18 protein-coding genes are annotated in these 20,923 nt (G+C 33.0%); 14 read left to right on the top strand and 4 right to left on the bottom strand.

Annotated elements, in window-relative coordinates; translation table 11 throughout:
* Nucleotides 1-431 precede the first annotated feature (431 nt).
* Both U472_RS13935 and U472_RS13930 read left to right on the top strand, forming a co-directional pair.
* The gene (locus tag U472_RS13935; protein ID WP_068719356.1) at nt 432-1,832 is read left to right on the top strand and encodes a [Fe-Fe] hydrogenase large subunit C-terminal domain-containing protein; all 1,401 of its coding nucleotides are present in this window, start codon (nt 432-434) and stop codon (nt 1,830-1,832) included.
* Nucleotides 1,833-2,061: 229 nt separating this feature from the next.
* Nucleotides 2,062-2,511 (top strand): NanQ anomerase/TabA/YiaL family protein, encoded by a 450-nt coding sequence (locus U472_RS13930; RefSeq protein WP_068719355.1) that lies wholly within the window; start codon nt 2,062-2,064, stop codon nt 2,509-2,511.
* 77 nt (nt 2,512-2,588) lie between these two features.
* Here U472_RS13930 and U472_RS13925 read toward each other — a convergent pair whose 3' ends face one another.
* On the bottom strand, nt 2,589-3,752 hold the full coding sequence (locus U472_RS13925) for an iron-containing alcohol dehydrogenase (RefSeq protein WP_068719354.1): 1,164 nt from the start codon (nt 3,750-3,752) through the stop codon (nt 2,589-2,591).
* 109 nt (nt 3,753-3,861) lie between these two features.
* Nucleotides 3,862-4,122 carry a YfgJ family double zinc ribbon protein gene (locus U472_RS13920; protein ID WP_068719353.1) on the bottom strand — a complete coding sequence of 87 codons (261 nt, stop codon included), beginning with the start codon at nt 4,120-4,122 and terminating at the stop codon, nt 3,862-3,864.
* An 856-nt stretch (nt 4,123-4,978) separates the two neighbouring features.
* On the opposite strand from U472_RS13920, the gene U472_RS13915 reads away from it, so the two are divergent.
* The 5 genes from U472_RS13915 to U472_RS13895 all read left to right on the top strand — a co-directional run bounded on the left by U472_RS13915 (nt 4,979) and on the right by U472_RS13895 (nt 11,987).
* A complete protein-coding gene (locus U472_RS13915; RefSeq protein ID WP_068719352.1) occupies nt 4,979-5,890 on the top strand; it encodes a helix-turn-helix transcriptional regulator in 912 nt (303 codons plus the stop codon).
* Nucleotides 5,891-5,956: 66 nt separating this feature from the next.
* Nucleotides 5,957-6,310: a DUF3795 domain-containing protein gene (locus U472_RS13910; RefSeq protein ID WP_068719351.1), complete on the top strand. Its 354-nt coding sequence runs from the start codon at nt 5,957-5,959 to the stop codon at nt 6,308-6,310.
* A 492-nt stretch (nt 6,311-6,802) separates the two neighbouring features.
* Nucleotides 6,803-9,613, top strand: coding sequence for an excinuclease ABC subunit UvrA (gene uvrA, locus U472_RS13905; protein ID WP_068719350.1), 2,811 nt, complete (start codon nt 6,803-6,805; stop codon nt 9,611-9,613).
* 122 nt (nt 9,614-9,735) lie between these two features.
* A complete protein-coding gene (uvrC, locus tag U472_RS13900) occupies nt 9,736-11,550 on the top strand; it encodes an excinuclease ABC subunit UvrC (RefSeq protein WP_068719349.1) in 1,815 nt (604 codons plus the stop codon).
* A gap of 98 nt (nt 11,551-11,648) precedes the next feature.
* Nucleotides 11,649-11,987, top strand: a complete 339-nt coding sequence (locus U472_RS13895; RefSeq protein WP_068719348.1) for a phage holin family protein — start codon at nt 11,649-11,651, stop codon at nt 11,985-11,987.
* Nucleotides 11,988-12,320: 333 nt separating this feature from the next.
* Here U472_RS13895 and U472_RS17465 read toward each other — a convergent pair whose 3' ends face one another.
* Nucleotides 12,321-12,446: a hypothetical protein gene (locus tag U472_RS17465; protein WP_281201118.1), complete on the bottom strand. Its 126-nt coding sequence runs from the start codon at nt 12,444-12,446 to the stop codon at nt 12,321-12,323.
* Nucleotides 12,447-12,773: 327 nt separating this feature from the next.
* Entirely contained in the window at nt 12,774-13,907 is a 1,134-nt protein-coding gene (locus U472_RS13890; protein WP_068719347.1) for an IS4 family transposase, read from the bottom strand.
* Nucleotides 13,908-14,227: 320 nt separating this feature from the next.
* On the opposite strand from U472_RS13890, the gene U472_RS13885 reads away from it, so the two are divergent.
* The 7 genes from U472_RS13885 to U472_RS13855 all read left to right on the top strand — a co-directional run bounded on the left by U472_RS13885 (nt 14,228) and on the right by U472_RS13855 (nt 20,792).
* Entirely contained in the window at nt 14,228-15,733 is a 1,506-nt protein-coding gene (locus U472_RS13885; RefSeq protein ID WP_068719346.1) for a DUF3794 and LysM peptidoglycan-binding domain-containing protein, read from the top strand.
* Nucleotides 15,734-16,250: 517 nt separating this feature from the next.
* Nucleotides 16,251-16,457: a cation transporter gene (locus U472_RS13880; protein ID WP_068719345.1), complete on the top strand. Its 207-nt coding sequence runs from the start codon at nt 16,251-16,253 to the stop codon at nt 16,455-16,457.
* A gap of 148 nt (nt 16,458-16,605) precedes the next feature.
* Complete coding sequence (locus U472_RS13875) at nt 16,606-16,878, top strand: metal-sensitive transcriptional regulator (protein ID WP_068719344.1); 273 nt, start codon at nt 16,606-16,608, stop codon at nt 16,876-16,878.
* A gap of 70 nt (nt 16,879-16,948) precedes the next feature.
* Nucleotides 16,949-17,347: a SoxR reducing system RseC family protein gene (locus U472_RS13870; RefSeq protein ID WP_068719343.1), complete on the top strand. Its 399-nt coding sequence runs from the start codon at nt 16,949-16,951 to the stop codon at nt 17,345-17,347.
* Nucleotides 17,348-17,504: 157 nt separating this feature from the next.
* Nucleotides 17,505-18,314, top strand: a complete 810-nt coding sequence (locus tag U472_RS13865) for a Cof-type HAD-IIB family hydrolase (RefSeq protein ID WP_068719342.1) — start codon at nt 17,505-17,507, stop codon at nt 18,312-18,314.
* 251 nt (nt 18,315-18,565) lie between these two features.
* On the top strand, nt 18,566-19,591 hold the full coding sequence (locus U472_RS13860) for an alpha-hydroxy-acid oxidizing protein (RefSeq protein ID WP_068719341.1): 1,026 nt from the start codon (nt 18,566-18,568) through the stop codon (nt 19,589-19,591).
* A gap of 160 nt (nt 19,592-19,751) precedes the next feature.
* Nucleotides 19,752-20,792 (top strand): nicotinate phosphoribosyltransferase, encoded by a 1,041-nt coding sequence (locus tag U472_RS13855; protein WP_068719340.1) that lies wholly within the window; start codon nt 19,752-19,754, stop codon nt 20,790-20,792.
* The last annotated feature ends 131 nt before the right edge of the window (nt 20,793-20,923 follow it).

The raw sequence follows: 20,923 nt of genomic DNA, 5'->3' as shown, positions 1-20,923 counted from the left end.
CTAATCACCAATGAAACACAAATTGATACGAACAAATAACAAGAAATTGAATTATAAATTTATTGTTTAAAATGATTTTGAATCAATTCGTGAAGATCAACCCCAAGAGTACTTCCTCGGAAAAGATCATTTTAGGTTTAACCTGCGGATTTGAAAAGATAATCCTCTGTGGCAAAAGATAATCTTTAAATGTCTCAAATGATTTAAATATAGTATTTTACCAAAATACTGAAGAGTAATAATTTTTAATAAATAGCTTTTTAGGCATTTGTGACTCTATAAAGAAGGTATTAATCTCAAAACTAAAAATAAGTAATCTTATAAAATTGTCCTCATGAATTCATGGGGACAATTTTTATTTTCAATAATAAGCTAATTTTTAATAGCAAATAGGGCAAAATAAGAGTAAACCGAAGGAAAAGGTGATTTTTATGGTAGAAAAGTTTACAGAATTTCAAGGTAAGAGGATGGAAATCTTTAGAGAAGTTGTTAAGCGGGAATGGAATGGAAAGTTGTTGACTAATGATGATTTAGAGGAGTTGGTAGCAGAGATAAAGAAGAAGTATGGTTATAGTGATGAAGATGATCTATTTATTAGAGATCATATCAGAGTAGCAATGGGACTTAACCCTAGTCAGAGTAAGTCATTTACCTATGAATTAGAGGATATTAAAAATTTAGACTATATAGAACGACCAATTGTAACTAAGATAGAAGGAAGATGTGAATCCTGCGGTAAGGAACTTGAGAATAAGGATTGTTATAATAGCTGTAAGTATGAAGCTCATATGTATAAGAGGAGTAAAGGTCCGATAATAGTTAATGATAAATGCTTAAATTGTGGAACTTGTGTTAGCAGTTGTTCTTTTGGAGCTATTGCTGATAAGATAGAGTTTCTCCCTATTACTAATCTATTAAAGGATGAAGAGAAGACTGTCTATGCAGCAGTAGCTCCTTCGATTGTTGGGCAGTTTGGTGATGATATTACTATGGGACAAGTTAGGGCAGCTCTAAAGTATATGGGTTTTCAGGATATGATTGAAGTAGCCTTATTTGCTGATATGTTAACTATCAAAGAGGCCTTTGAATTTGACCATTTAGTAAAAAAAGAGGATGATTTCTTTCTCACAAGTTGTTGTTGTCCAGTCTGGATTAGACTTGTAGAGAATAATTATCCAGAGGTCTTTGAACATATGTCACCATCGGTATCACCTATGATATTGTCAGGGAGGATGTTAAAGAAGCTCTATCCTGACTCTAAGGTAGTCTTTATCGGACCATGTATTGCTAAAAAGTCTGAAGCAAAGGAGCCAGAGCTGGCTGAAGCGATTGATTTTGTCTTAACTTATAGTGAGCTTGATGAGATTTTTAAAGCCCTAGATATCAATTTAGCAGAGTTACCAGCAGATGAAAAGGATCAAGCATCCTTTGCTGGTAGAGTATATGCTAGAACTGGGGGAGTTAGCTTCTCTGTTAAGACTGTAGTAAATAGAATTGCTCCTAGAAGATTGATTAAACTTAAAGCTAGGAAGGTTGATGGTGTCAAAGAATGTAAGCAGATATTAGAGGATTTGTTAGTAGGTAAGGAGAGAGAAGCCAACTTTGTAGAAGGAATGGGGTGTGATGGTGGTTGTGTTGGTGGACCTAGAACCAATATCGATACAGATAAAGCTACAAAAATTGTAAATGAATATGGAGAGGAGTCATTGATTATGACCCCCTTTGATAATATGAATATAATCAAGATACTTCAAGAATTGGATTCAGATAGGATAGAGGATTTAATGGATGAGAGAAGTGAAGTAGGTAGATTATTGATAAGAGAGAAGTAGACTTTGTGTTACTTCTTTTTCTATCTGAGGTAGTTGATTTGACAATGAGACTTAAGAGAGATATTACGATAGTAACGAGTAACAAGAAGATATTCTTACTCGTTACTGATTACCAAAGTTTCGTGATATACTCATATTATTTTAAAATCAAATGAATACCTACTATTGTTAAAGCATAGATTCACCTGATATAATTAAAGATAACTAAAGGGATAAAAGAGGTGAAGAGATGATAATTGATAATCTTAAAAATGCAAAGCTTTATTATAATTTAAATGATAGAATGGCTAGAGCCTTCAAATTTTTAGACGAAAGGGATTTAGCTAAGTTAGAAGTAGGAAAGCATGAGATAGAGGTCGATAATATCTATGCTTCAGTTGAAGAGTATCAGACCAAGCCTAAAGAGGAAGGGCGTTGGGAGGGGCATCGTAAGTACTTAGATATTCAGTATATGATTAAAGGACAAGAATTAATGGGTTGTACCGATTTAGCAGGAATGAAGGTTATTGAAGAGTATAGTCAAGAGAAAGATATTCTATTCTTAGAGGGGGAAGGTAATTTCTTTACTATTAAGGCAGGAAACTTTGCTATCTTTATGCCCCAAGATATACATATGCCTTGTCGAGCAGTAGATCAAGCAGAAAGTGTTAAGAAAGTAGTAGTTAAGGTGAAATTATAATTTAAGTAATAGGTAATCAGTGACAAGTAACGAGAAAAGATTATACTTGTTGCTCGTAACTTGTCACTTGTTACTGTTTATAAACTCATCTTATAAATCTCTACTATATCATCCTTACCTAGTACTTTATAGCTACCTCTAGTACCTTTAGCTGTGGCTTTTTCAGCCATTAGCTCTAGCTTATCATCACCTATATTATAGTCTGCCAAACGAGCAGGTGCTCCCATTTCATTAAACCATTCTCTAGTCTTCTCTATTCCCTCTAAAGCAATTTCATGGTCAGACTTTCCTGTTGGGTCGACATCCCAGACTCTTGTAGCATATTGTACAAATTTATCTGTACCCTCTTCCAACACATACTTCATCCAGTTTGGGAAGATGATTGCTAGCCCACCGCCATGAGGGATATCATAAACAGCACTAACAGCATGCTCGATACCGTGACTTGCCCAATCTGTCTCTTTACCCATAGAGAGCAAACCATTTAGTGCCATCGTCCCTGCTAACATTATATTTGATCTAGCATCATAATCCTCAGGATTAGCAAGGACCTTCACACTCTCTTCTTTTAAAGTCTTTAAGATACTCTCTGCCCATCTATCTTGGATAGGTGTAGACTCAGTATGGCTGAAATATTGTTCATAGACATGTGCTGCTATATCTATAATTCCATATACAGTATGCTCCTTTGGTACTGTAAAAGTATTAATAGGGTCTAAGATTGAGAATTTAGGATAAAGCAGTGGACTACTAGCCCCCATCTTCTCTTCTGTCTTTAGATTAGAGATAACGAAATTTGGATTCATTTCAGATCCTGTGGCAGCTAAAGTTAGGATTGTACCTATAGGAAGTGCATTTTTAATTCTTATGCCTTTAGCAAATAAATCCCAAGGGTCCCCATCATAAAATGCTGCTCCAGCAATAGCCTTAGTGGCATCAATAGTACTTCCTCCACCAACTGCTAAAACAATATCTATATCATTTTCCCTACAAATCTTGACACCTTCTCGTACGCTAGATACCCTAGGGTTGGGTTCAATTCCTGAAAGCTCATGAATCTCTAAATCTTTTTCTTGCAATAAAGCAATAACTTTGTCGTATAAACCAATTCTCTTAACACTACCTCCACCTGTAACAACTAATACTTTATTACCATACTCTTTAACCTTTTTACCGATTTTTTTAACTTGACCTTCACCAAAAAGTAGCTCAGTTGGATTATGAAAATTGAAGTTGTTCATTATGTAATCCCCCTTTAGAATTTTATATCTTAGTTGAAGTTTAAGGTTGAGTTTAAGTTAAGTAAGGACAGTTTTTATAATTTAATTTTATATTTAAACCTAACCTTAGTTATTTATCCTCAACTTCAAAATATTTAGTGTCTACCACACTTTTTGACCTTACTTCATTACAGTTATGACAAAAGAAGCTAACGCTACCACAGGCTTGTAATAGTTCTAACTCTTCTCCACATTTGTCACAGAAGTTTTTGACATTTTTAATCTGATAATCGGTGAAACCATCACAATATTTACAGAAATATTTCTTTTCACCAGATTCAAAGACTGTTCTCATAATCTTATCACATTTTCCACAGATTGCTTTTTTCATTGAAAATCCCTCCTAATTACACTTCTGAGAAATTTTTAACCAGCTGATGCATAAAGTGATATCTTTTTATGTTAATCTACCTAAAATAGTTATAGAAATAAAAAGAAGTGAAGATAATCCCTTTAGAATTAGTACATAATATCTATATTTTGGTCTAAATGTAGTTATGCAATTCTTTTAATATAGATATTCAAGTCTAAAGTGTAATTTTATAAAAAATTTAAAACCATTTTCATACCTCACTCCTTACGAGTCTCAAGAAACTCTCCATGATCATTATACTTTATTAAAAATGATTATAAAGTATAATTTCCCTAGCTCTCTCCTACCTTAGGAAATTCTTTTTATTACGAAGTGGTCGATAGATCCAAAAAGAGAGAACTAAAACATATTTTGTTCCCCTCTCCTAGCATGAGGAGAGACTGGTTCTGTACGAAGAGGAATTGAACTATATTCCTCATAGGGGGCTAGGGGTGAGGTAGATTGGTTTTATATTTCATTCTAAAGTTGGATATCTACATTACTAAGAGAGGATGATATATTTATAGGTTCAATTATTTTTGTATCTATATAATTTAACTTCTTTGTACTAACATTTAACTCCTTCAAGATTTTAGAATTTAAATATTTGTTAATAGATTATTGAACAATTAAATTTTCTAAATAATAGAATCAAAAAGTTATCGATTTCTGGTATCATGTTAAGTAAGAGCAAAACAAAATCTAGAAAGGAAGATTAACATGGTTATAGCAATTAATAACTAAAAAATTTTTATTAATCTCTTCTAGGGTAGGGAAGGTAATTTTTTACTGGTCTTTTATGAAAGATAATTTAATTACTAGGGGTGAGTAAGAAATGAAAATAGATAGATTGTTAGCAATTACAATTTTATTAATTAATAAAGAAAAGGTGACAGCTAAAGAGTTAGCAGATAATTTTGAGGTATCTAGAAGAACAATTTACAGAGATGTAGAAACATTAAATAAAGCAGGTATACCAATTGTAACTACTAAAGGAGTAGATGGTGGTATTAGTATCTTAGAAAATTATAAGATGGATAAAAATATATTTAAAGTAGAAGAGCTAGAAACTATTATAAAAGCTTTAGAAGGAGTTAGAAAAATTTTACCTGATTCTGATTTAGAAAATACTTTAGAGAAATTGAAAGGGTTTAATACAGATTTAGAAGATAAAGAAGAGACCTTCATTATTGATTATAGTCCTTGGGGTAATGATGAAGAATTAACAGAGAAGGTTAATTTAATTAAAAAGGCAATTAAGAATAATTATTTAATAGAATTTTCTTACCTAAGTAATAAAAATCAAAGAACTTCAAGGAAAGTAGAACCATTGACTATAATTTTAAAAGGACATTCATGGTATATTTATGGTTATTGTAGATTGAGGGAGGATTTTAGAGTTTTTAGGATCTCTAGAATAAGAGATTTGACTATCAATAAAGAAAAATTTATTAGAAAGAAAGGAACTCCTCAAGAATGTTTAGATTCTAATAATATAACTGATAAAGTAAAACTGGTCTTAAAAGTAGATAAAGAGTATATTGAAAGATCTTATGAATATTTTCCAAGAGAATCCTTTGAAATATTGGAAGGTGGTTCAGCGATAATCAGAACAGAAATTTGGGAGAATGAATGGTTGTATGATTTTTTACTTGGCCTTGGAGAATATATTGAAGTTATAGAACCGATGAGAATAAGAGATATAATAAAGGTCAAGTTAGAAAAAATCTTAAAAAAATATTTTTAAATATGACATACTGGTGTCTAATTTCCTCTGTTATAATTTAGATAAGTTAGGTATAATAGGGGGATGATGGTTTTGAAGAAGATAGTTGCTGATAAAAGTTTGATAGCTTACTGTGGTCTGTACTGTGGGGCTTGTAAGAAATACTTAAAGGGAAAGTGTTTAGGCTGTCATCAGAATGAAGAATCCAGTTGGTGTAAGGTTAGAAATTGTTGTATGGAAAATAGTTATTTAAGTTGTGCTGATTGTAAAGATTTTTTAGACCAGAATGAATGTAAGATGTTTAATAATTTTATATCTAAAGTATTTGCTTTTATCTTTCGTTCTGATAGAAAGGCTTGCATTGACTTAATAAAAGAGAAGGGATATGGAGAATATGCCCATAAGATGACAAGTAAAGAGGAGATGACAATTAAGAGATGAGAAAACTGACCAGTAATTAATGGTCAGCTTTTTAGCTTTTATTATTAGAAAAAGATCATTTCGATAATATATATGAGATTAAAGCTGGATAAAATAAAGAGGATTTCTATATTAAGGTTATTTATGAAAGATATACAGAAATTAGAGCAAAAAGTATATTCAATTAGTTTATTAATAATTAGTTGTTACACTTATACTCCTTAATAAGATTTTCATAAAATACTGGAATAATTGATTTTTATTTATCACATAGATTTGAATAAGTAATACAATTGTTTTGATTGGTTGTAATCAGTAATAATTACTGATATAATAGTTAAGTGATTGATAATTAAGAATTAGAGAGAAGATAGATATAAATGTATTTATTAATTATTATTTATATTTGCCTCAGATTAAAATAATAGTTGATTATATAGTTTAATTCTAAAGTTTTTAAATGTTTACTAATTACTAAAAAAGAATCAATAAATTCAAAAGAGGTGAAAATAAATGGCTAAAGATAAGATTATAATCAAAGGAGCAAGAGAACATAACTTGCAGAATATAGATGTAGAGATACCCCGTGATAAACTGGTAGTTATTACTGGGCTAAGTGGTTCAGGTAAGTCTTCCCTAGCTTTTGATACTATTTATGCTGAAGGGCAGAGAAGGTATGTAGAGAGCTTATCAGCTTATGCTCGTCAATTCTTAGGGCAGATGGAAAAACCTAAGGTAGAATACATAGAAGGACTATCTCCATCAATCTCGATTGATCAGAAGACTACCAGTAAGAACCCAAGGTCAACAGTTGGGACAGTAACAGAGATTCATGATTATTTGAGGTTATTATATGCCCGTATTGGTACTCCCCATTGTCCTAATTGTGGACAAGAGATTTCTTCTCAGACAGTGCAGGAGATTGTTGATCAGGTGATGGAGCTGCCAGAGAGGACTAAGTTTCAAATTTTAGCTCCAATTGTTAGAGGAAGAAAGGGAGAGCATAAAGAGCTTCTAGCTAGAGTACAACGTGAAGGATTTGTACGAGTTAGAATTGATGGAGAGGTAAGGGATATAGCAGAGGAGATTGAATTGGACAAGAATAAGAAGCACTCTATTGAGGTTGTAGTAGATCGTTTGATTATAAAAGCAGATTTAGAGGCAAGGCTTGCTGAATCTTTGGAGAGGGCTTTAGAGTTAGCAGAAGGGTTAGTAGTTATAGATGTTATTGATGGAGAGGAGCAGCTATTTAGTGAGAACTTTGCTTGTCCTGATTGTGGAATCAGCTTAGAAGAGCTATCACCGAGAATGTTCTCCTTTAATAGTCCATATGGTGCCTGTGATACCTGTGATGGCTTAGGAAATAAACGGGAATTTGATCCTGACTTAATCTTAGATTATGATAAGTCACTCAACGGAGGGGCTATCATCCCTTGGCAAGGTTCAAGTAGTACCTATTATCCACAGATTATCAATGCTCTAGCTTATAAGTATAATGTTGACCCTGATGCTCCTCTAAAAGAGGTTGATGAAGAGTTTATAAATGTGCTACTTTATGGAGATACAGGCTATGTTGAATTCGAATATACAAATCGTCGGGGTAGAACTAGAATGCACGAAACGAAATTTGAAGGGTTAATCGGTCTATTTCATAGGAGGGCAAGGGAGAGTAAGTCAGAGAGTGCCCGTAAAAGATTAGAGAATTATATGAGTATCAGACCTTGCCCTGATTGTGGAGGGAATCGTTTAAGACCAGAGAGTTTAGCAGTTACTGTGGATGAGAGGTCTATTGCCGAAATTAGCAATCTATCTATTGAAGATGCTTATGATTTCTTTACTAATCTTGAATTAGTAGGTTCTAAGAAGATTATTGCTACTGAAATCTTGAAGGAGATTAGAGCAAGATTGAGTTTCTTATTCAATGTAGGTTTAGGGTATTTAAACCTTAGTCGTAATGCTGGAACTCTATCTGGTGGTGAAGCTCAACGGATTAGATTAGCAACTCAGATTGGTTCTAGCTTGGTAGGTGTTATCTATATTCTAGATGAACCAAGTATTGGATTACATCAACGGGATAATGAACGTTTAATCAGTACTTTAGAGCATCTTCGTGATGTAGGAAATACAGTAATAGTTGTAGAGCATGATGAGGATACTATTAGAACAGCAGACCATATCCTTGATATCGGTCCTAAGGCTGGTCGCCATGGAGGAAGGGTAGTAGCAGCAGGTACTGCCGAGGAGATAATGGAGGTAGAGGAGTCTATTACAGGACAGTACTTATCTGGTAAGAAGAAGATTGAGGTACCTGTGGAGAGGATTAAACCTAATGGCAAGTATCTTGAAGTTAAGGGAGCAAAGGAGCATAACTTAAAAGATATAGATGTAAAAGTGCCTTTAGGGACCTTTACCTGTGTAACTGGGGTCTCGGGCTCTGGTAAGAGTACCTTAGTTAATAAGATTTTAAATCGTAAATTGATGCAAGAAATTTATAAATCTAAGTTAAGACCTGGTCGCCATGATGAAGTTCTAGGTATAGAAGAGGTGGATAAAGTGATTAATATCGACCAGTCACCGATAGGTAGAACACCTCGCTCTAACCCTGCAACTTATACCAAGGTCTTTGATTATATCCGTGATGTCTTTACTAAGGTACCTTTATCCCAAGAACGTGGTTATAAGAAAGGGCGTTTCAGCTTCAATGTTAAGGGTGGACGCTGTGAAGCTTGTAAAGGTGATGGTATCATTCAGATTGAGATGCATTTCTTAGCTGATGTCTATGTTCCTTGTGAAGTATGTAAGGGAGAGCGTTATAATAGAGAGACTTTAGATGTTAAATATAAAGGAAAGACCATTGCTGATGTCTTAGATATGACAGTAGAAGAAGCTTTAGAATTCTTTGAGAATATTCCTACTATCAAACGTAGACTTCAGACTTTATATGATGTAGGGTTGAGCTATATTAGATTGGGACAACCTTCGACTACCTTATCAGGAGGAGAAGCCCAAAGAATCAAGTTAGCAACTGAATTGAGTAAGATGAATACAGGAAATACTATTTATATCCTAGATGAACCGACAACAGGGCTTCATTTTGAAGATGTAAATAAGTTATTGCAAGTATTACAACGCTTAAAAGAAGGAGGCAATACCATTCTAGTAATTGAGCATAACCTAGATGTTATTAAGTCTGCCGATTATATCATAGACTTAGGTCCTGAAGGTGGAGTCAATGGTGGAGAGGTTATTGCTACAGGAAGTCCAGAGGAGGTAGCAAAAGTAGAAGGTTCATATACAGGACAATTTCTTAAAAAGGTACTTTAAAGGCAGTGGCGAGTTATGAGTAACGAGTGATGAGTAAAGCTTAAATAATTAGTTATTTTTCTTGATTTTTTACTCGTCACTATTCACTCGTTACTAATTACTGATCTTAAAGGATGATTAAGATGAAATTAAAAGAAAAAGTAAAAAATCTCCCTAAAGAGCCTGGTGTTTATCTAATGAAGGACAAGCTAGATAAAATAATTTATGTTGGCAAGGCCAAATCTTTAAAAAATAGAGTTAGCTCTTACTTTCAAAGCTCTAAGCATCAGAGGTTTAAGACCAAGGTATTAGTAGAGAATATCGTTGACTTCGATTATATCATCACAGATACTGAAGTAGAAGCTTTAATCTTAGAGAATAATCTAATCAAGAAATATCATCCCAAATATAATATTCAGCTTAAGGATGATAAGACCTATCCTTATATCAAGGTAACCTTAGATGAGGTATATCCCCGAATCTTTAAAACTAGAATAGTTAAAAGTGATGGGGCTAGGTACTTTGGACCTTATACTGATATCAAAGCTGTTAATGATATTTTAGAGCTGTTACATGATATGTTTAAACTACGAACATGTAAAAGGGATTTGACAGAGAAGAAAGAGGATAGAGCCTGCCTTAACTTTCATATTGAAAAATGTGTAGCACCTTGTATTAACGAAATTAGTGTTGAAGAATATAATAGATTGATAGAGAAATCTATTATGATTTTAGAAGGAAAAGAGGAGAATTTAGTCAAGGAATTAGAGGAGCAGATGAAACGGGCATCAGCAGAGTTGAACTTTGAGGCTGCTGCTAAGCTAAGAGACCAGATTAGAGCAATAGATAAGGTTACCCAAAAGCAGAAGATAGTCTCTGATAAGTTGATTAACCAAGATATTATCGCTTTAGCCCAAGCAGATAATGATATCTGTGTACAACTACTAATAGTCAGAAGTGGCAGATTAATTGGAAAAGAGGACTTTATCTTTGAAGAGAGCGATGATTTAAAAGAGACCTTAACTGCTTTCTTGCAACAATACTATGATAATGCCTATTATATACCTGAGGAGATTCTTTTAGAGATTGAGATTGAAGATTTAGATTTGATTAATCAATGGTTAACTAAACGTAAAGGAAGTAAAGTAGAATTAAAGGTTCCAAAGATTGGAGAGAAGAAAGAGTTAGTACAGATGGCTTATCGTAATGCCCGTTACAATCTAAAAGAGTACCGTTTTAAGCAGAAGTTTAAATCCCTTAAAGTAAGTAGAGGTGTGATAGAGTTACAAGAGCATTTAGGATTAGAAGAGATGCCTTATCGCATTGAGGGTTTTGATATCTCTCATGTACAAGGAACCGATACAGTGGCTTCAATGGTTGTCTTTGAGAATGGGCAACCTAAAAAGAGTGATTATCGCCGCTTTAAGATTAAGCATGGGCAAGGAAATAATGACTTTCTCTCTATGAGTGAGGTTGTTACTCGTCGCTATTCTAGATTATTAGAGGAAGGTAAACAGTTTCCTGATTTAATCTTAATCGATGGAGGAAAAGGTCAATTAGGGGCTGCTGTAGAAATACTACATAACCTCGGTAGATCTGAAGAACAACTAATTGGATTGGCTAAAAGAGAAGAAGAGGTCTTTTTGCCAGGACAGAGTGAACCAATTATTCTGCCTAGGGATTCTCAGGCTTTATATCTAATTCAACGGGTTCGTGATGAGGCTCACCGCTTTGCTGTAAATTATCATCGCAAATTACGTTCACGCCGTCTAACCCATTCGATGATAGATGAAATCCCAGGGGTGGGACCAAAGCGACGAGAGGCATTATTAAATTATTTCGGTTCTTTAGGGAAGATTAAGCAGGCAACCGTTGAAGAGTTATCAGAGGTTGAAGGAATTAGCGAAAAGACTGCTAGTCAAATTAGAGAGTATTTAGATAACCATATCGAACCTTAAATGGTGAGTAGTAAGTAGGGAATAATCAGTAACCAAATATTAAAAATCTGCTTACTTCTCGCTTCTTACTACTTACTAAATATAAAGAGGTGATTATTTTGAAGGCAATAGCTAGATTGTTAATTACTATGTTAGCTTTGATATTGACAGCAAAGATAGTTCCTGGTATCAGTATCGGAAGTTTAGGGGCAGGTTTTTGGGCAGCTTTGATTTTAGCCTTGGTAAATACCTTTATTAAGCCTATATTCACATTATTTACTTTACCCTTAACTATTTTAAGTTTTGGACTATTTTTATTTGTAATTAATGGGTTTATGTTATTACTTACAGCTAGTTTAGTGGCTAACTTTCATGTATCAGGTTTATTAGCTGCTATCTTTGGTTCAATTATTCTAAGTGTTATTAATAGTTTTATGTTAGATGTTCTTTATGATTAATAGGGGTATTGCGACAGTTTTACTTTTTAAAAAGCAAGCAAAAATCTTAGGTTCCGCCTAAGGGCGGGTTACGTTTTCAGCCCAAGACTACTTCTTCGGGTTTGAACAGATAACCCTTCGTGAAATTTTAATTTTTATGGTTCTCCTACGGGGCGTCCTTGATGAAAAAGTAACCAAACCTACAGGTTCATAAATTTATTACGGAAGGTTTTTAGTAAAAACCTGTAGGGAACCTTCCGTGGCAAAAACAGCCCAATCAAGAAGGAAATATACCTACGAGTCTAACCTACGGGTTTAAAAAGCAAACCCTTCGTGGTGAGAACCCGATCAAGACTATCCGTGGCAGAGCCCACTCGCTACGTAATCAACATTAATTGAAAATAAGATAGCTAAGATTCCTACTTCAAAGATTATCCTATTAATTATTATTCTTTTAGAATACTTGTTCCGCTTAAACATTAATTTCCTTCGCGTTTAAGGCCTTTTAAATATTAACTTTTAACTCTTAATTTTTAACTATAAAAATATCGCAATATCATTCAATTGTCTCAATTTTTATACTATTACCATTAGCGTTGCATTGTAAAGAAATAACAAAGGATTTTAACATTATAAATAATGATATTGATTGTTATAAAATCAAATATTATTAAAACTTCATATCATCATTCTTTTTATTGAAAAAATCTAAAATAATTTAGTAATGTGACATTAAAAATTCAAAAATAGAATAAATTTCTTAAGAAAGTTAAAGTAACTCTAAGTAAAATTAAATATTTTTTAAATTCAATGATCATTTAGCCATGTTATCCAATTAAATTTTCTTCTGATATGAGAAAAAATAGAATACTTTATCTTTCTAGTAAGCTGAAGTAATGTTCCTTTAAACTTAGATTGTTTTTGAATTAGCTTTAATATTACAAAAAGAATTATGGCAGTATAGATTTGAGTTAAAACAGCATTTTCATTTTGTCCAAAGAATCTTTTTATTTTCAAATGTTGTTTAATCCATTTAAAAAATAATTCTATTTCCCAACGCTCTTTATATAATTTAGCTATAACATGAGCATCTAAATCAAATCTATTAGTTAAAATATCAATTACTTTTTCTTTACTATCTCTATCAGTAATTTTGACTTTAACTAATCTCATTTCATGTTTCATTTTAGTTTTTGAAGTATAGTCACCTAACATAACGTCTGCATCTAATAAAATATTAGCTTCTATATCTTTAGAAGTTAAATTTATTGATCTAATAAATTCAATCTTAGTATTAGATTTTGCTCTTGTTACAAAGTAAATATCATTCTCTATAAAGTCATCGAATTTTTGATAATGAATATAAGCTCTATCAAAAAGATAAGTAACACTAGGATTTAGAGTTAAATTATCAAATACCTCTTTATCATGAACAATAGCATTAGTAATGATTATATTTTCGGGAGACTGAGTATTTAAATCATATAGAGTATGAAGTTTAATACCACCTTTACTACTTCTATATTTAGCCCAAGGAAATAATGATAAACATAAAGTTACAGTTGAAGAATCTATAATTTTTACTGAACCAATATCCTTTAGGGCTTTTCTAAGTCCTCTATTAGCTTTAAGTTTATCAAATAAATGTTGAAAAATTTCAAAGAATATTTGGTAATTTCTACTCTCATTTTTTCGAGATAGTTGAGACTTGCTTATTTTAGGTAAAACTCGATTTAGTCTTTTATTATCTTCTAATTCAGAAACAAAGTCTTCTAAGCTATCTTTTTCTGTTAGATGGTAGTATAACAAATACAATAAATGAACTTTAGTTGTTAGTTTTTGCACTTTATAGTCTGAATTATATTTATTGACTAGATTTCTTAAGAAATCTTTGTCAATTACATCTAGAAGTCTATTTAAAAGTATGGTACAATTATTCATAAATTGATTCTCCTTTGATTTTATGGATTTTTGTGCTGTCGGTACTTATCCATTTAATCAGAGGAGTTTTCTTTTTTCAATGGGTATTTTATCTAATTATCTAGATGCAACGCTAGTGTACTATTACTATAATATTAAATAAAGTTATCAAGGTGACCATACTCGGTCACCTTTTCTTTTTATCACTATCTAATCTTTCTGCATATAATGCTAATAACCAAAGGAAGGAGGAGATAATGTGGCAAAAAGTAGAATGAACTTTCGACCTAGATTGATTAAAAGGGTGATTCATCTCCAAAGGGAAGAGAGGGATAAGAGAGATGCCAAACAGGATTCCAATTGAGAAGTTGGTAGAGATTAATGAATATAGTCGTGAGATTGAAAGGACTATAAGCATACCAGCCGATTTACCAGAGATAGATGAGATTATAGATAGTGGAGCGAGGTTAGAGGTGATTAGGGCTACGCCAAGAAGTGGAGATGTTAAGATAGATGGAGTTTTACAATGGTTTATTACTTATCGTCCAGTAGATGATAGAAGTATAGTTATAACCTATCAGCGTACTGTTCAGTTTGATGAGATAGTGACCTTTGAAGGAGCGAGAACTGGTATGGAAGTTGATGTAGATATAATTCCAAGCCAAGTAGAGGCAACACAGGTTGGTGACAGGAGAGTGAGATTAATCTTTCCTGTAAAATATGAAGTTACAATCTATAGACAGGACAATTTAAGTTATATAGTTAAGGGGGCTGGCTATAAGATAATTACTAAGCCTTATCAGGTACAGAGAGGGGTTATTGAGACAGAAAGGGAGCTAACTATTAGTAGAACAGAGACTTTAGCTGAGACTATAAAGAGTTCTAGGGATATATTAGCGATGGAGTCGGAGTTAATAATCAATACTGTAGAGACTAGAAGGGATAGAGTCATTGTTAGAGGTGAGGTTATAACAACAGTTCTTTATATAAGTGATAATGGAGAGATTATTAGTAGGGATTTAAGAAATTATTTTGAGGAGAGATTAGAAATAGATGGTATTAGAGATGAGATGGAGGCCTATGTAGAAGGTATTATTCTCCAAGAAAATAGTATCTTCCAAGGGGCAAACAGAGTTAGATTTAATTATACAGTACAATTTAATATATTGGTAATTACTGAAGAACAAGTAGAGTTACCTGTTGAGATTATAGAGACAGATTTATACCCTAGAAGAGAGTATATCCTGGTGGAAAGATCAATCAAAGAAGATAAGACCAAGTTTTTAGTCAATAAAGAGACGGTTATTCCTGCAAATCAATCTGAAGCTTCTAAGGTAATTAGAAGCTCAGCACAGATTAATCAAGTAGATGTTGATAGATTGGATGATGGGATTATTATAGATGGGCAAGGAGAGATTAATCACTTATATGTATCTACTGCCCCTGAGCAACCTGTATATGCTGTAAGAGATAGCTTTTCCTTTAGCCAATTTATTGATATTCCCCAATTAGATGAAGATAATAGAGTATATGTAGAGGCAAGGGTAGACAGAATAAGAGCAACTTTAGAAGATAATAGAACTATCAATAACAGTATAATTATAGAAGCCAAAATATTGGTCACAGAGTTAGTGCGGGTGCCTGTAGTTGTAGATGTCAGTGATAAGGAAGAGATAGATAGTGGAGAAGTAGGAGAAGATAACCTTAGATATGTAGTTAAAAGTGGAGATTCGTTATGGTTGATTGCTAGAAAGTTTAATACAACTGTAGAAGCCTTAGTAGCTTTAAATAATATAAGTGATCCATCTAGTTTACAAGTAGGTCAAGAACTATTGATTCCAGAGTAAGCTTCTATTAGAGGGGGATAAACTATATCTTTAGAATTTAATTAAAAATTTGATTTAATAGTGTATAAATAAATTATTACAGGTGATAATATTTAGTGGACGCACGCAAATGGGTGATAGCTTGCATCTCCAAGTAAAAAACATTATCCTAGAAAAAGAAGCCACTTTGTTGTGGCTTCTTTTTGTTTTTTGAAAAAATATCATAGTGACTAAACTAATAATATAGGATATTTTGAGAATATATAGGTGATTTATCTAACTCTTTTTATGAATGAGGAATTAATAGAAGAGCTTGATCATAATGTCACAGAGTTTACAGCAATTGGTGAGAACATTTAAGGTATGATTAACTGTTAAGGAGCAAAGAATAATTGTTATAAAAGAATATATGACAAAAGAGCAGTGATAAGAGAAGCTTTTTTGCTAGTAAATTGTCAATACCCTACTAAATAATAGTATCTACATGGAAAATCCACTATTATAATGAATTAACATAATTAAGATAGGAGGAACAAAGATGAAAACTGAAAATTTTAAAGTAAAGGGTATGTCCTGTGAACATTGTAAAAGTGCTGTTGAATCTGCTTTAAAGAAAACAAAAGGTGTAGAGGATGCAAAAGTTGACTTAAAAGCAGGTAAAGTAGAGGTCAAATTTAATGAAGATGAAAGCAAATTGGATAAGTTAAAAGATGAGGTTCGAGCAGCGGGCTATGAAGTCAGCTAAACTCAAGACCATACCTATATAGGTGTGGTCTTTGCTTTAAATTTGGCTATAACTTTAAGATATTAATACGAACTTAAATTTTAAATTTCTCTAATTATATTGTATAATTTTAATATAGACTAGATTAGTAATTTTAGGAGGGGAGAATATGAGCTCATATAGTTCTGAAAAAGAACAATTGATTAATAGATTAAAGAGAATAGAAGGACAAGTTCGTGGTATACAGCGAATGGTAGATGAAGAGAAGTATTGTGTAGATGTTTTGACACAGATTGCTGCTGTAAAGGGGGCTTTAACTAAGGTGGGAATGACTATCTTAGAAAAGCACACCCATGGTTGTGTACAGAATGCTGTAGCAAATGAAGATGGTGATGAGGTTATTAATGAACTGATGGAGGTAATATTTAAATTTACTAAATAGTAAATTTAAATTTATCAATAAATAATGATGGTAGATTCTAATTACTAATTTTAAGAAAAGGGGAATGAATATGAGACAGTTTGCTCAGGTAATATCTGTTTTAGATAATGAGCATAAAGTAGAGGTAGTAATTAAAAAGCATTCCGCTTGTGGTAAATGTGGTGGTTGCCATAAAGGAGATGATATGAAATTAATAGTTGATAATGATCTCAAGGCTAAATTGGGAGATATGGTAATTCTAGAGATGGAGGAGAGTAGTCTGCTAAATGCTGCTTTATTCATCTATTTATTGCCCTTGGTGGGATTAGTAATAGGGTATCTAGCTGGAGTAGCTCTAGGAATAGATACAGAATTGGGTAGAATAGGATTGGGATTTCTATTATTTTTAGCATCATTTTTAATTGCAAGAGGATTTGGCAAGGTACAAGAGAATAAGTATAACTTAAAGCTAACAGGTATTTTAGATTAGTTATATTTAGTGAGATTAGATTAATGGCTGAATAATCAAATTTATAATTATAATTACAATAAATTTGAAGTTAAGCTTAACTAGACCTACTTAGATAGGTCTTTTTATAAATATCTCAAGATAATTATTGAGAAAAATATAAGGAGGAACAAATAAGATGAAATATAAGTTAATAGCAATTGATATGGATGATACTTTATTACCAAGTGGTTTAAGTATTTCAGCTAGAACTAAAGAGGCTATTAAAGCAGCAGAGGATAAGGGAATTAAGGTTTTAATTGCAACTGGACGAATGTTCTCTTCAGCATTACCACATTTAAAGGAGATGGGATTGCATGGTGAAGTCATTACATATAATGGAGCTTTAGTTAAGGAGATAGATTCAGCTAATACAATCTTACATAAACCAGTTGACTTAGTTTCTGCCCATAAGATTATTGATATAGTCAAAAAAGAAGACTTGCATTTAAATATTTATCTTGATGATATTTTATATGTCAATAAATTAGGTGCTGAAGCAGATTATTATGAACAAATCTCAGGGATAAAGCCTGTCTTGATTAAGGATGATCTTAATGATTTTCTGGACAGTCCTTCAACTAAGCTATTGATAGTAGAAGAAGATATTGAGAAAGCAGATGCTATAGAGGAGAGTTTAGAAAAGGAGTTTGGAGATATACTAAATATAACTCGTTCCAAACCTAAATTTATAGAAATTATAAATAAAGAAGTCTCTAAAGGTAACACTTTAGCCCAAATAGTAGAAAATTTAGGTCTTAGCTCTGAAGATGTAATTGCTGTTGGTGATAGCTTTAATGATTTAGAGATGATAGAGTATGCTGGATTAGGGGTAGCTGTAGCTAATGCTAGGGAGAAGGTAAAAGAACGAGCAGATTATATTACTAAATCAAATGATGAAGATGGTGTAGCCGAGCTGATTGAGAAGTTCATCTTAGCTGAAGAATAAAGAATTAATATTTCAAATGGTTTATTTTATCATATTTGGTTTAAATTATCATAATATAAATTAGGAGATGTAAATTGATTGGTCAGTTGATAATTTATAGAAAGCTAAATAGATGATTAGATATTTAAAAATATAATTAAATTTATACTTAAGCCGAGGACAGCTCAATATGAATTAAAATCTTTTAAAATATAGATTTCTTATAAAGGAGCAAATAAACCATAATGATTGTATAGGAGGAGGGGGTTAGAATGGAGTTAAATCAGATTTATAATAATGCTAGAGAGAAGATGAAGGGTTATTGCAAGGTATGCCCCTTTTGTGATGGAAAGGCCTGTCGGGGAGAGGTTCCAGGTATGGGGGGAGCTGGTACTGGATCAGCCTTTCAAGCAAATATAGAGGCTTGGCAGAGGTATAAATTGGAGATGAGAACAATTCATCAGGCTCAAAATCCTAACACTGAATTAGAGCTGTTTGGAGTAAAATTAACTACCCCTATTCTTAAGGCACCAGTAACAGGGAGTAGCTATAATATGGGAGGATCACTTTCTGAAGAGGAGTATGCCGATATAGTAGTTCAAGGAAGTAAAGAGTTTGGTACAATAGCTATGACTGGTGATGGTGCAGATCCTACTATGTATAATTCAGGGCTAAAAGCGATTAAACAGGCTGATGGTTTTGGTATAGCAATTATCAAACCAAGGTCACAAAAAGAGATTATTAAGAGGATAAAAGAAGCAGAGAAGGCAGGAGCCCTAGCGGTAGGAGTTGATATTGATGGAGCAGGGCTGATTACCATGGCTTTAAAGGGGCAACCTGTAGGACCTAAAAGTAAAGAAGAGATAGAAGAGTTGGTTAATAGTACTGATTTACCTTTTATTTTGAAAGGAATTATGACCTTAGATGAAGCAAGAATAGCAGCTGAGGCTGGAGTAGATGCTATTGTTGTTTCTAATCATGGTGGACGAGTCTTGGATAGTACACCTGGAACTGCTGATGTTTTAGCAGAGATTGTTAGCGAAGTAGGTGAAAGGATTAAGATATTAGTAGATGGAGGAATTAGATCAGGGGTAGATGTCTTGAAAGCTTTGGCGTTAGGTGCCAATGGGGTTTTAGTTGCTAGACCCCTGATTATTGGTGTCTTTGGCGGAGAAAAAGAAGGCTTTAAGATGATTTTAGATAAGATGACCACTGAGCTTAAGAAAGCTATGATTTTGACAGGATGTGAAAGCCTTGGAGCAGTTAAGGGGAATATTTTGAGAAAGGTTAATTATTAACTTTTACTTTTAAGCAGGATAATTTCTTTCTGTTATAGAAATTAAAGAAGTATGTAATTGCTGTTAAATTTAAGTTAAAACTTAGATTAAAACAATTAATGCTAGAAATAGATACTCAGTTTTTAAAATATTATTTATAGAAGGGGAAGGAAGATATAGTATGGTTGACAAAGAATTAAAGACATTAGAGGATGTAAACAATTTTAAAGTAGATGAAGATAGAGGTTTATTCTCTGCAACTCATGAAGAGATAGAGATTGGAGCAACAACAGATATTTATTTTATTAGGACCAAAGAAATATTAAATAAGATGAAATTAGAAGATACTATTGTTGTAGCTGAAATTTTTGCAGGTGGAGCTGGAGTTGTAGCAGGGATTGATGAGGCTTTAAACTTATTGAAGAAAAAAGATGTTAAAGTATGGGCTTTAGAAGAAGGGGAGCAAGTTGGAAGAAAAGATGTTGTAATGAGGATTGAAGGTGCTTACAGTGATTTTGGTATCTTTGAGACTGCAATTTTAGGAATATTGGCTAGCTCTAGTGGTTGGGCAACTGCAGCAAAAGAGTGTAAAGAGGCTTGTGGTGATACACCAATGTTATGTTTTGGTGCTAGACATGTACATCCAGCTATTGCACCAGTAATGGAGAGAGCAGCTCTAGTTGGAGGAGCTGATGGAGCAAGTTGTATTTTAGGGGCAAAGTTATTTGGCAAAAATCCTTCAGGTACTGTACCCCATGCTTTGATTTTGACCGTTGGTGATACTTTAAAAGTAGCTAAGGCTTATGATGAATTTATGCCTGATGATGCTGCAAGGATAATCTTAGTTGATACTTTCCAAGATGAAGCGGTTGAGGCTTTAAGGCTTGCTGATGCCCTAAAAGAGAATCTTGATGGAATCCGTTTAGATACAGCTTCTGAACGTGGTGGAGTAACACCTGGATTGGTTAAAGAAGTAAGGGCTAGATTAGATCAAGCAGGTCATAATCATGTAGATATCTTTGTGTCTGGTGGTTTGACGCCAGAAAGAATTATAGAGTTAAAGAGTTTAGGAGTTAATGGTTTTGGTGTAGGTAGCTATATCTCAGGTGCTAAAGCTATTGATATGACTATGGATATTAAAGAGATTGATGGTAACCCTATTGCTAAAAGAGGTAGAATCCCAGGCAAGACTGATAGTCCAAATTTAAAAAGAGTATTTTAATTTATAGCTTATGATAGTATGTTGACTGACATTAGAGTAGATAAATATTTTTCAGAATAAAATATTTATTTTCAAAGTTGCAGGATGTAAAGTCGATTATGTAGAAGTACTTAGATTTGTAGGATATAAAT

It is taken from the genome of Orenia metallireducens (genome assembly GCF_001693735.1).
Lineage (GTDB): Bacteria > Bacillota > Halanaerobiia > Halobacteroidales > Halobacteroidaceae > Orenia > Orenia metallireducens.
This window is presented reverse-complemented; position numbering and strand designations above follow the sequence as displayed.

Excerpts from the sequence above, each read along its gene's own strand:
- U472_RS13935 (WP_068719356.1), top strand. The coding sequence starts at position 432 with ATGGTAGAAAAGTTTACAGAATTTCAAGGTAAGAGGATGGAAATCTTT.
- U472_RS13930 (WP_068719355.1), top strand. The coding sequence starts at position 2,062 with ATGATAATTGATAATCTTAAAAATGCAAAGCTTTATTATAATTTAAAT.
- U472_RS13925 (WP_068719354.1), bottom strand. The coding sequence starts at position 3,752 with ATGAACAACTTCAATTTTCATAATCCAACTGAGCTACTTTTTGGTGAA.
- U472_RS13920 (WP_068719353.1), bottom strand. The coding sequence starts at position 4,122 with ATGAAAAAAGCAATCTGTGGAAAATGTGATAAGATTATGAGAACAGTC.
- U472_RS13915 (WP_068719352.1), top strand. The coding sequence starts at position 4,979 with ATGAAAATAGATAGATTGTTAGCAATTACAATTTTATTAATTAATAAA.
- U472_RS13910 (WP_068719351.1), top strand. The coding sequence starts at position 5,957 with ATGGTTTTGAAGAAGATAGTTGCTGATAAAAGTTTGATAGCTTACTGT.
- uvrA (WP_068719350.1), top strand. The coding sequence starts at position 6,803 with ATGGCTAAAGATAAGATTATAATCAAAGGAGCAAGAGAACATAACTTG.
- uvrC (WP_068719349.1), top strand. The coding sequence starts at position 9,736 with ATGAAATTAAAAGAAAAAGTAAAAAATCTCCCTAAAGAGCCTGGTGTT.
- U472_RS17465 (WP_281201118.1), bottom strand. The coding sequence starts at position 12,446 with ATGTTTAAGCGGAACAAGTATTCTAAAAGAATAATAATTAATAGGATA.
- U472_RS13890 (WP_068719347.1), bottom strand. The coding sequence starts at position 13,907 with ATGAATAATTGTACCATACTTTTAAATAGACTTCTAGATGTAATTGAC.
- U472_RS13885 (WP_068719346.1), top strand. The coding sequence starts at position 14,228 with ATGCCAAACAGGATTCCAATTGAGAAGTTGGTAGAGATTAATGAATAT.
- U472_RS13880 (WP_068719345.1), top strand. The coding sequence starts at position 16,251 with ATGAAAACTGAAAATTTTAAAGTAAAGGGTATGTCCTGTGAACATTGT.
- U472_RS13875 (WP_068719344.1), top strand. The coding sequence starts at position 16,606 with ATGAGCTCATATAGTTCTGAAAAAGAACAATTGATTAATAGATTAAAG.
- U472_RS13870 (WP_068719343.1), top strand. The coding sequence starts at position 16,949 with ATGAGACAGTTTGCTCAGGTAATATCTGTTTTAGATAATGAGCATAAA.
- U472_RS13865 (WP_068719342.1), top strand. The coding sequence starts at position 17,505 with ATGAAATATAAGTTAATAGCAATTGATATGGATGATACTTTATTACCA.
- U472_RS13860 (WP_068719341.1), top strand. The coding sequence starts at position 18,566 with ATGGAGTTAAATCAGATTTATAATAATGCTAGAGAGAAGATGAAGGGT.
- U472_RS13855 (WP_068719340.1), top strand. The coding sequence starts at position 19,752 with ATGGTTGACAAAGAATTAAAGACATTAGAGGATGTAAACAATTTTAAA.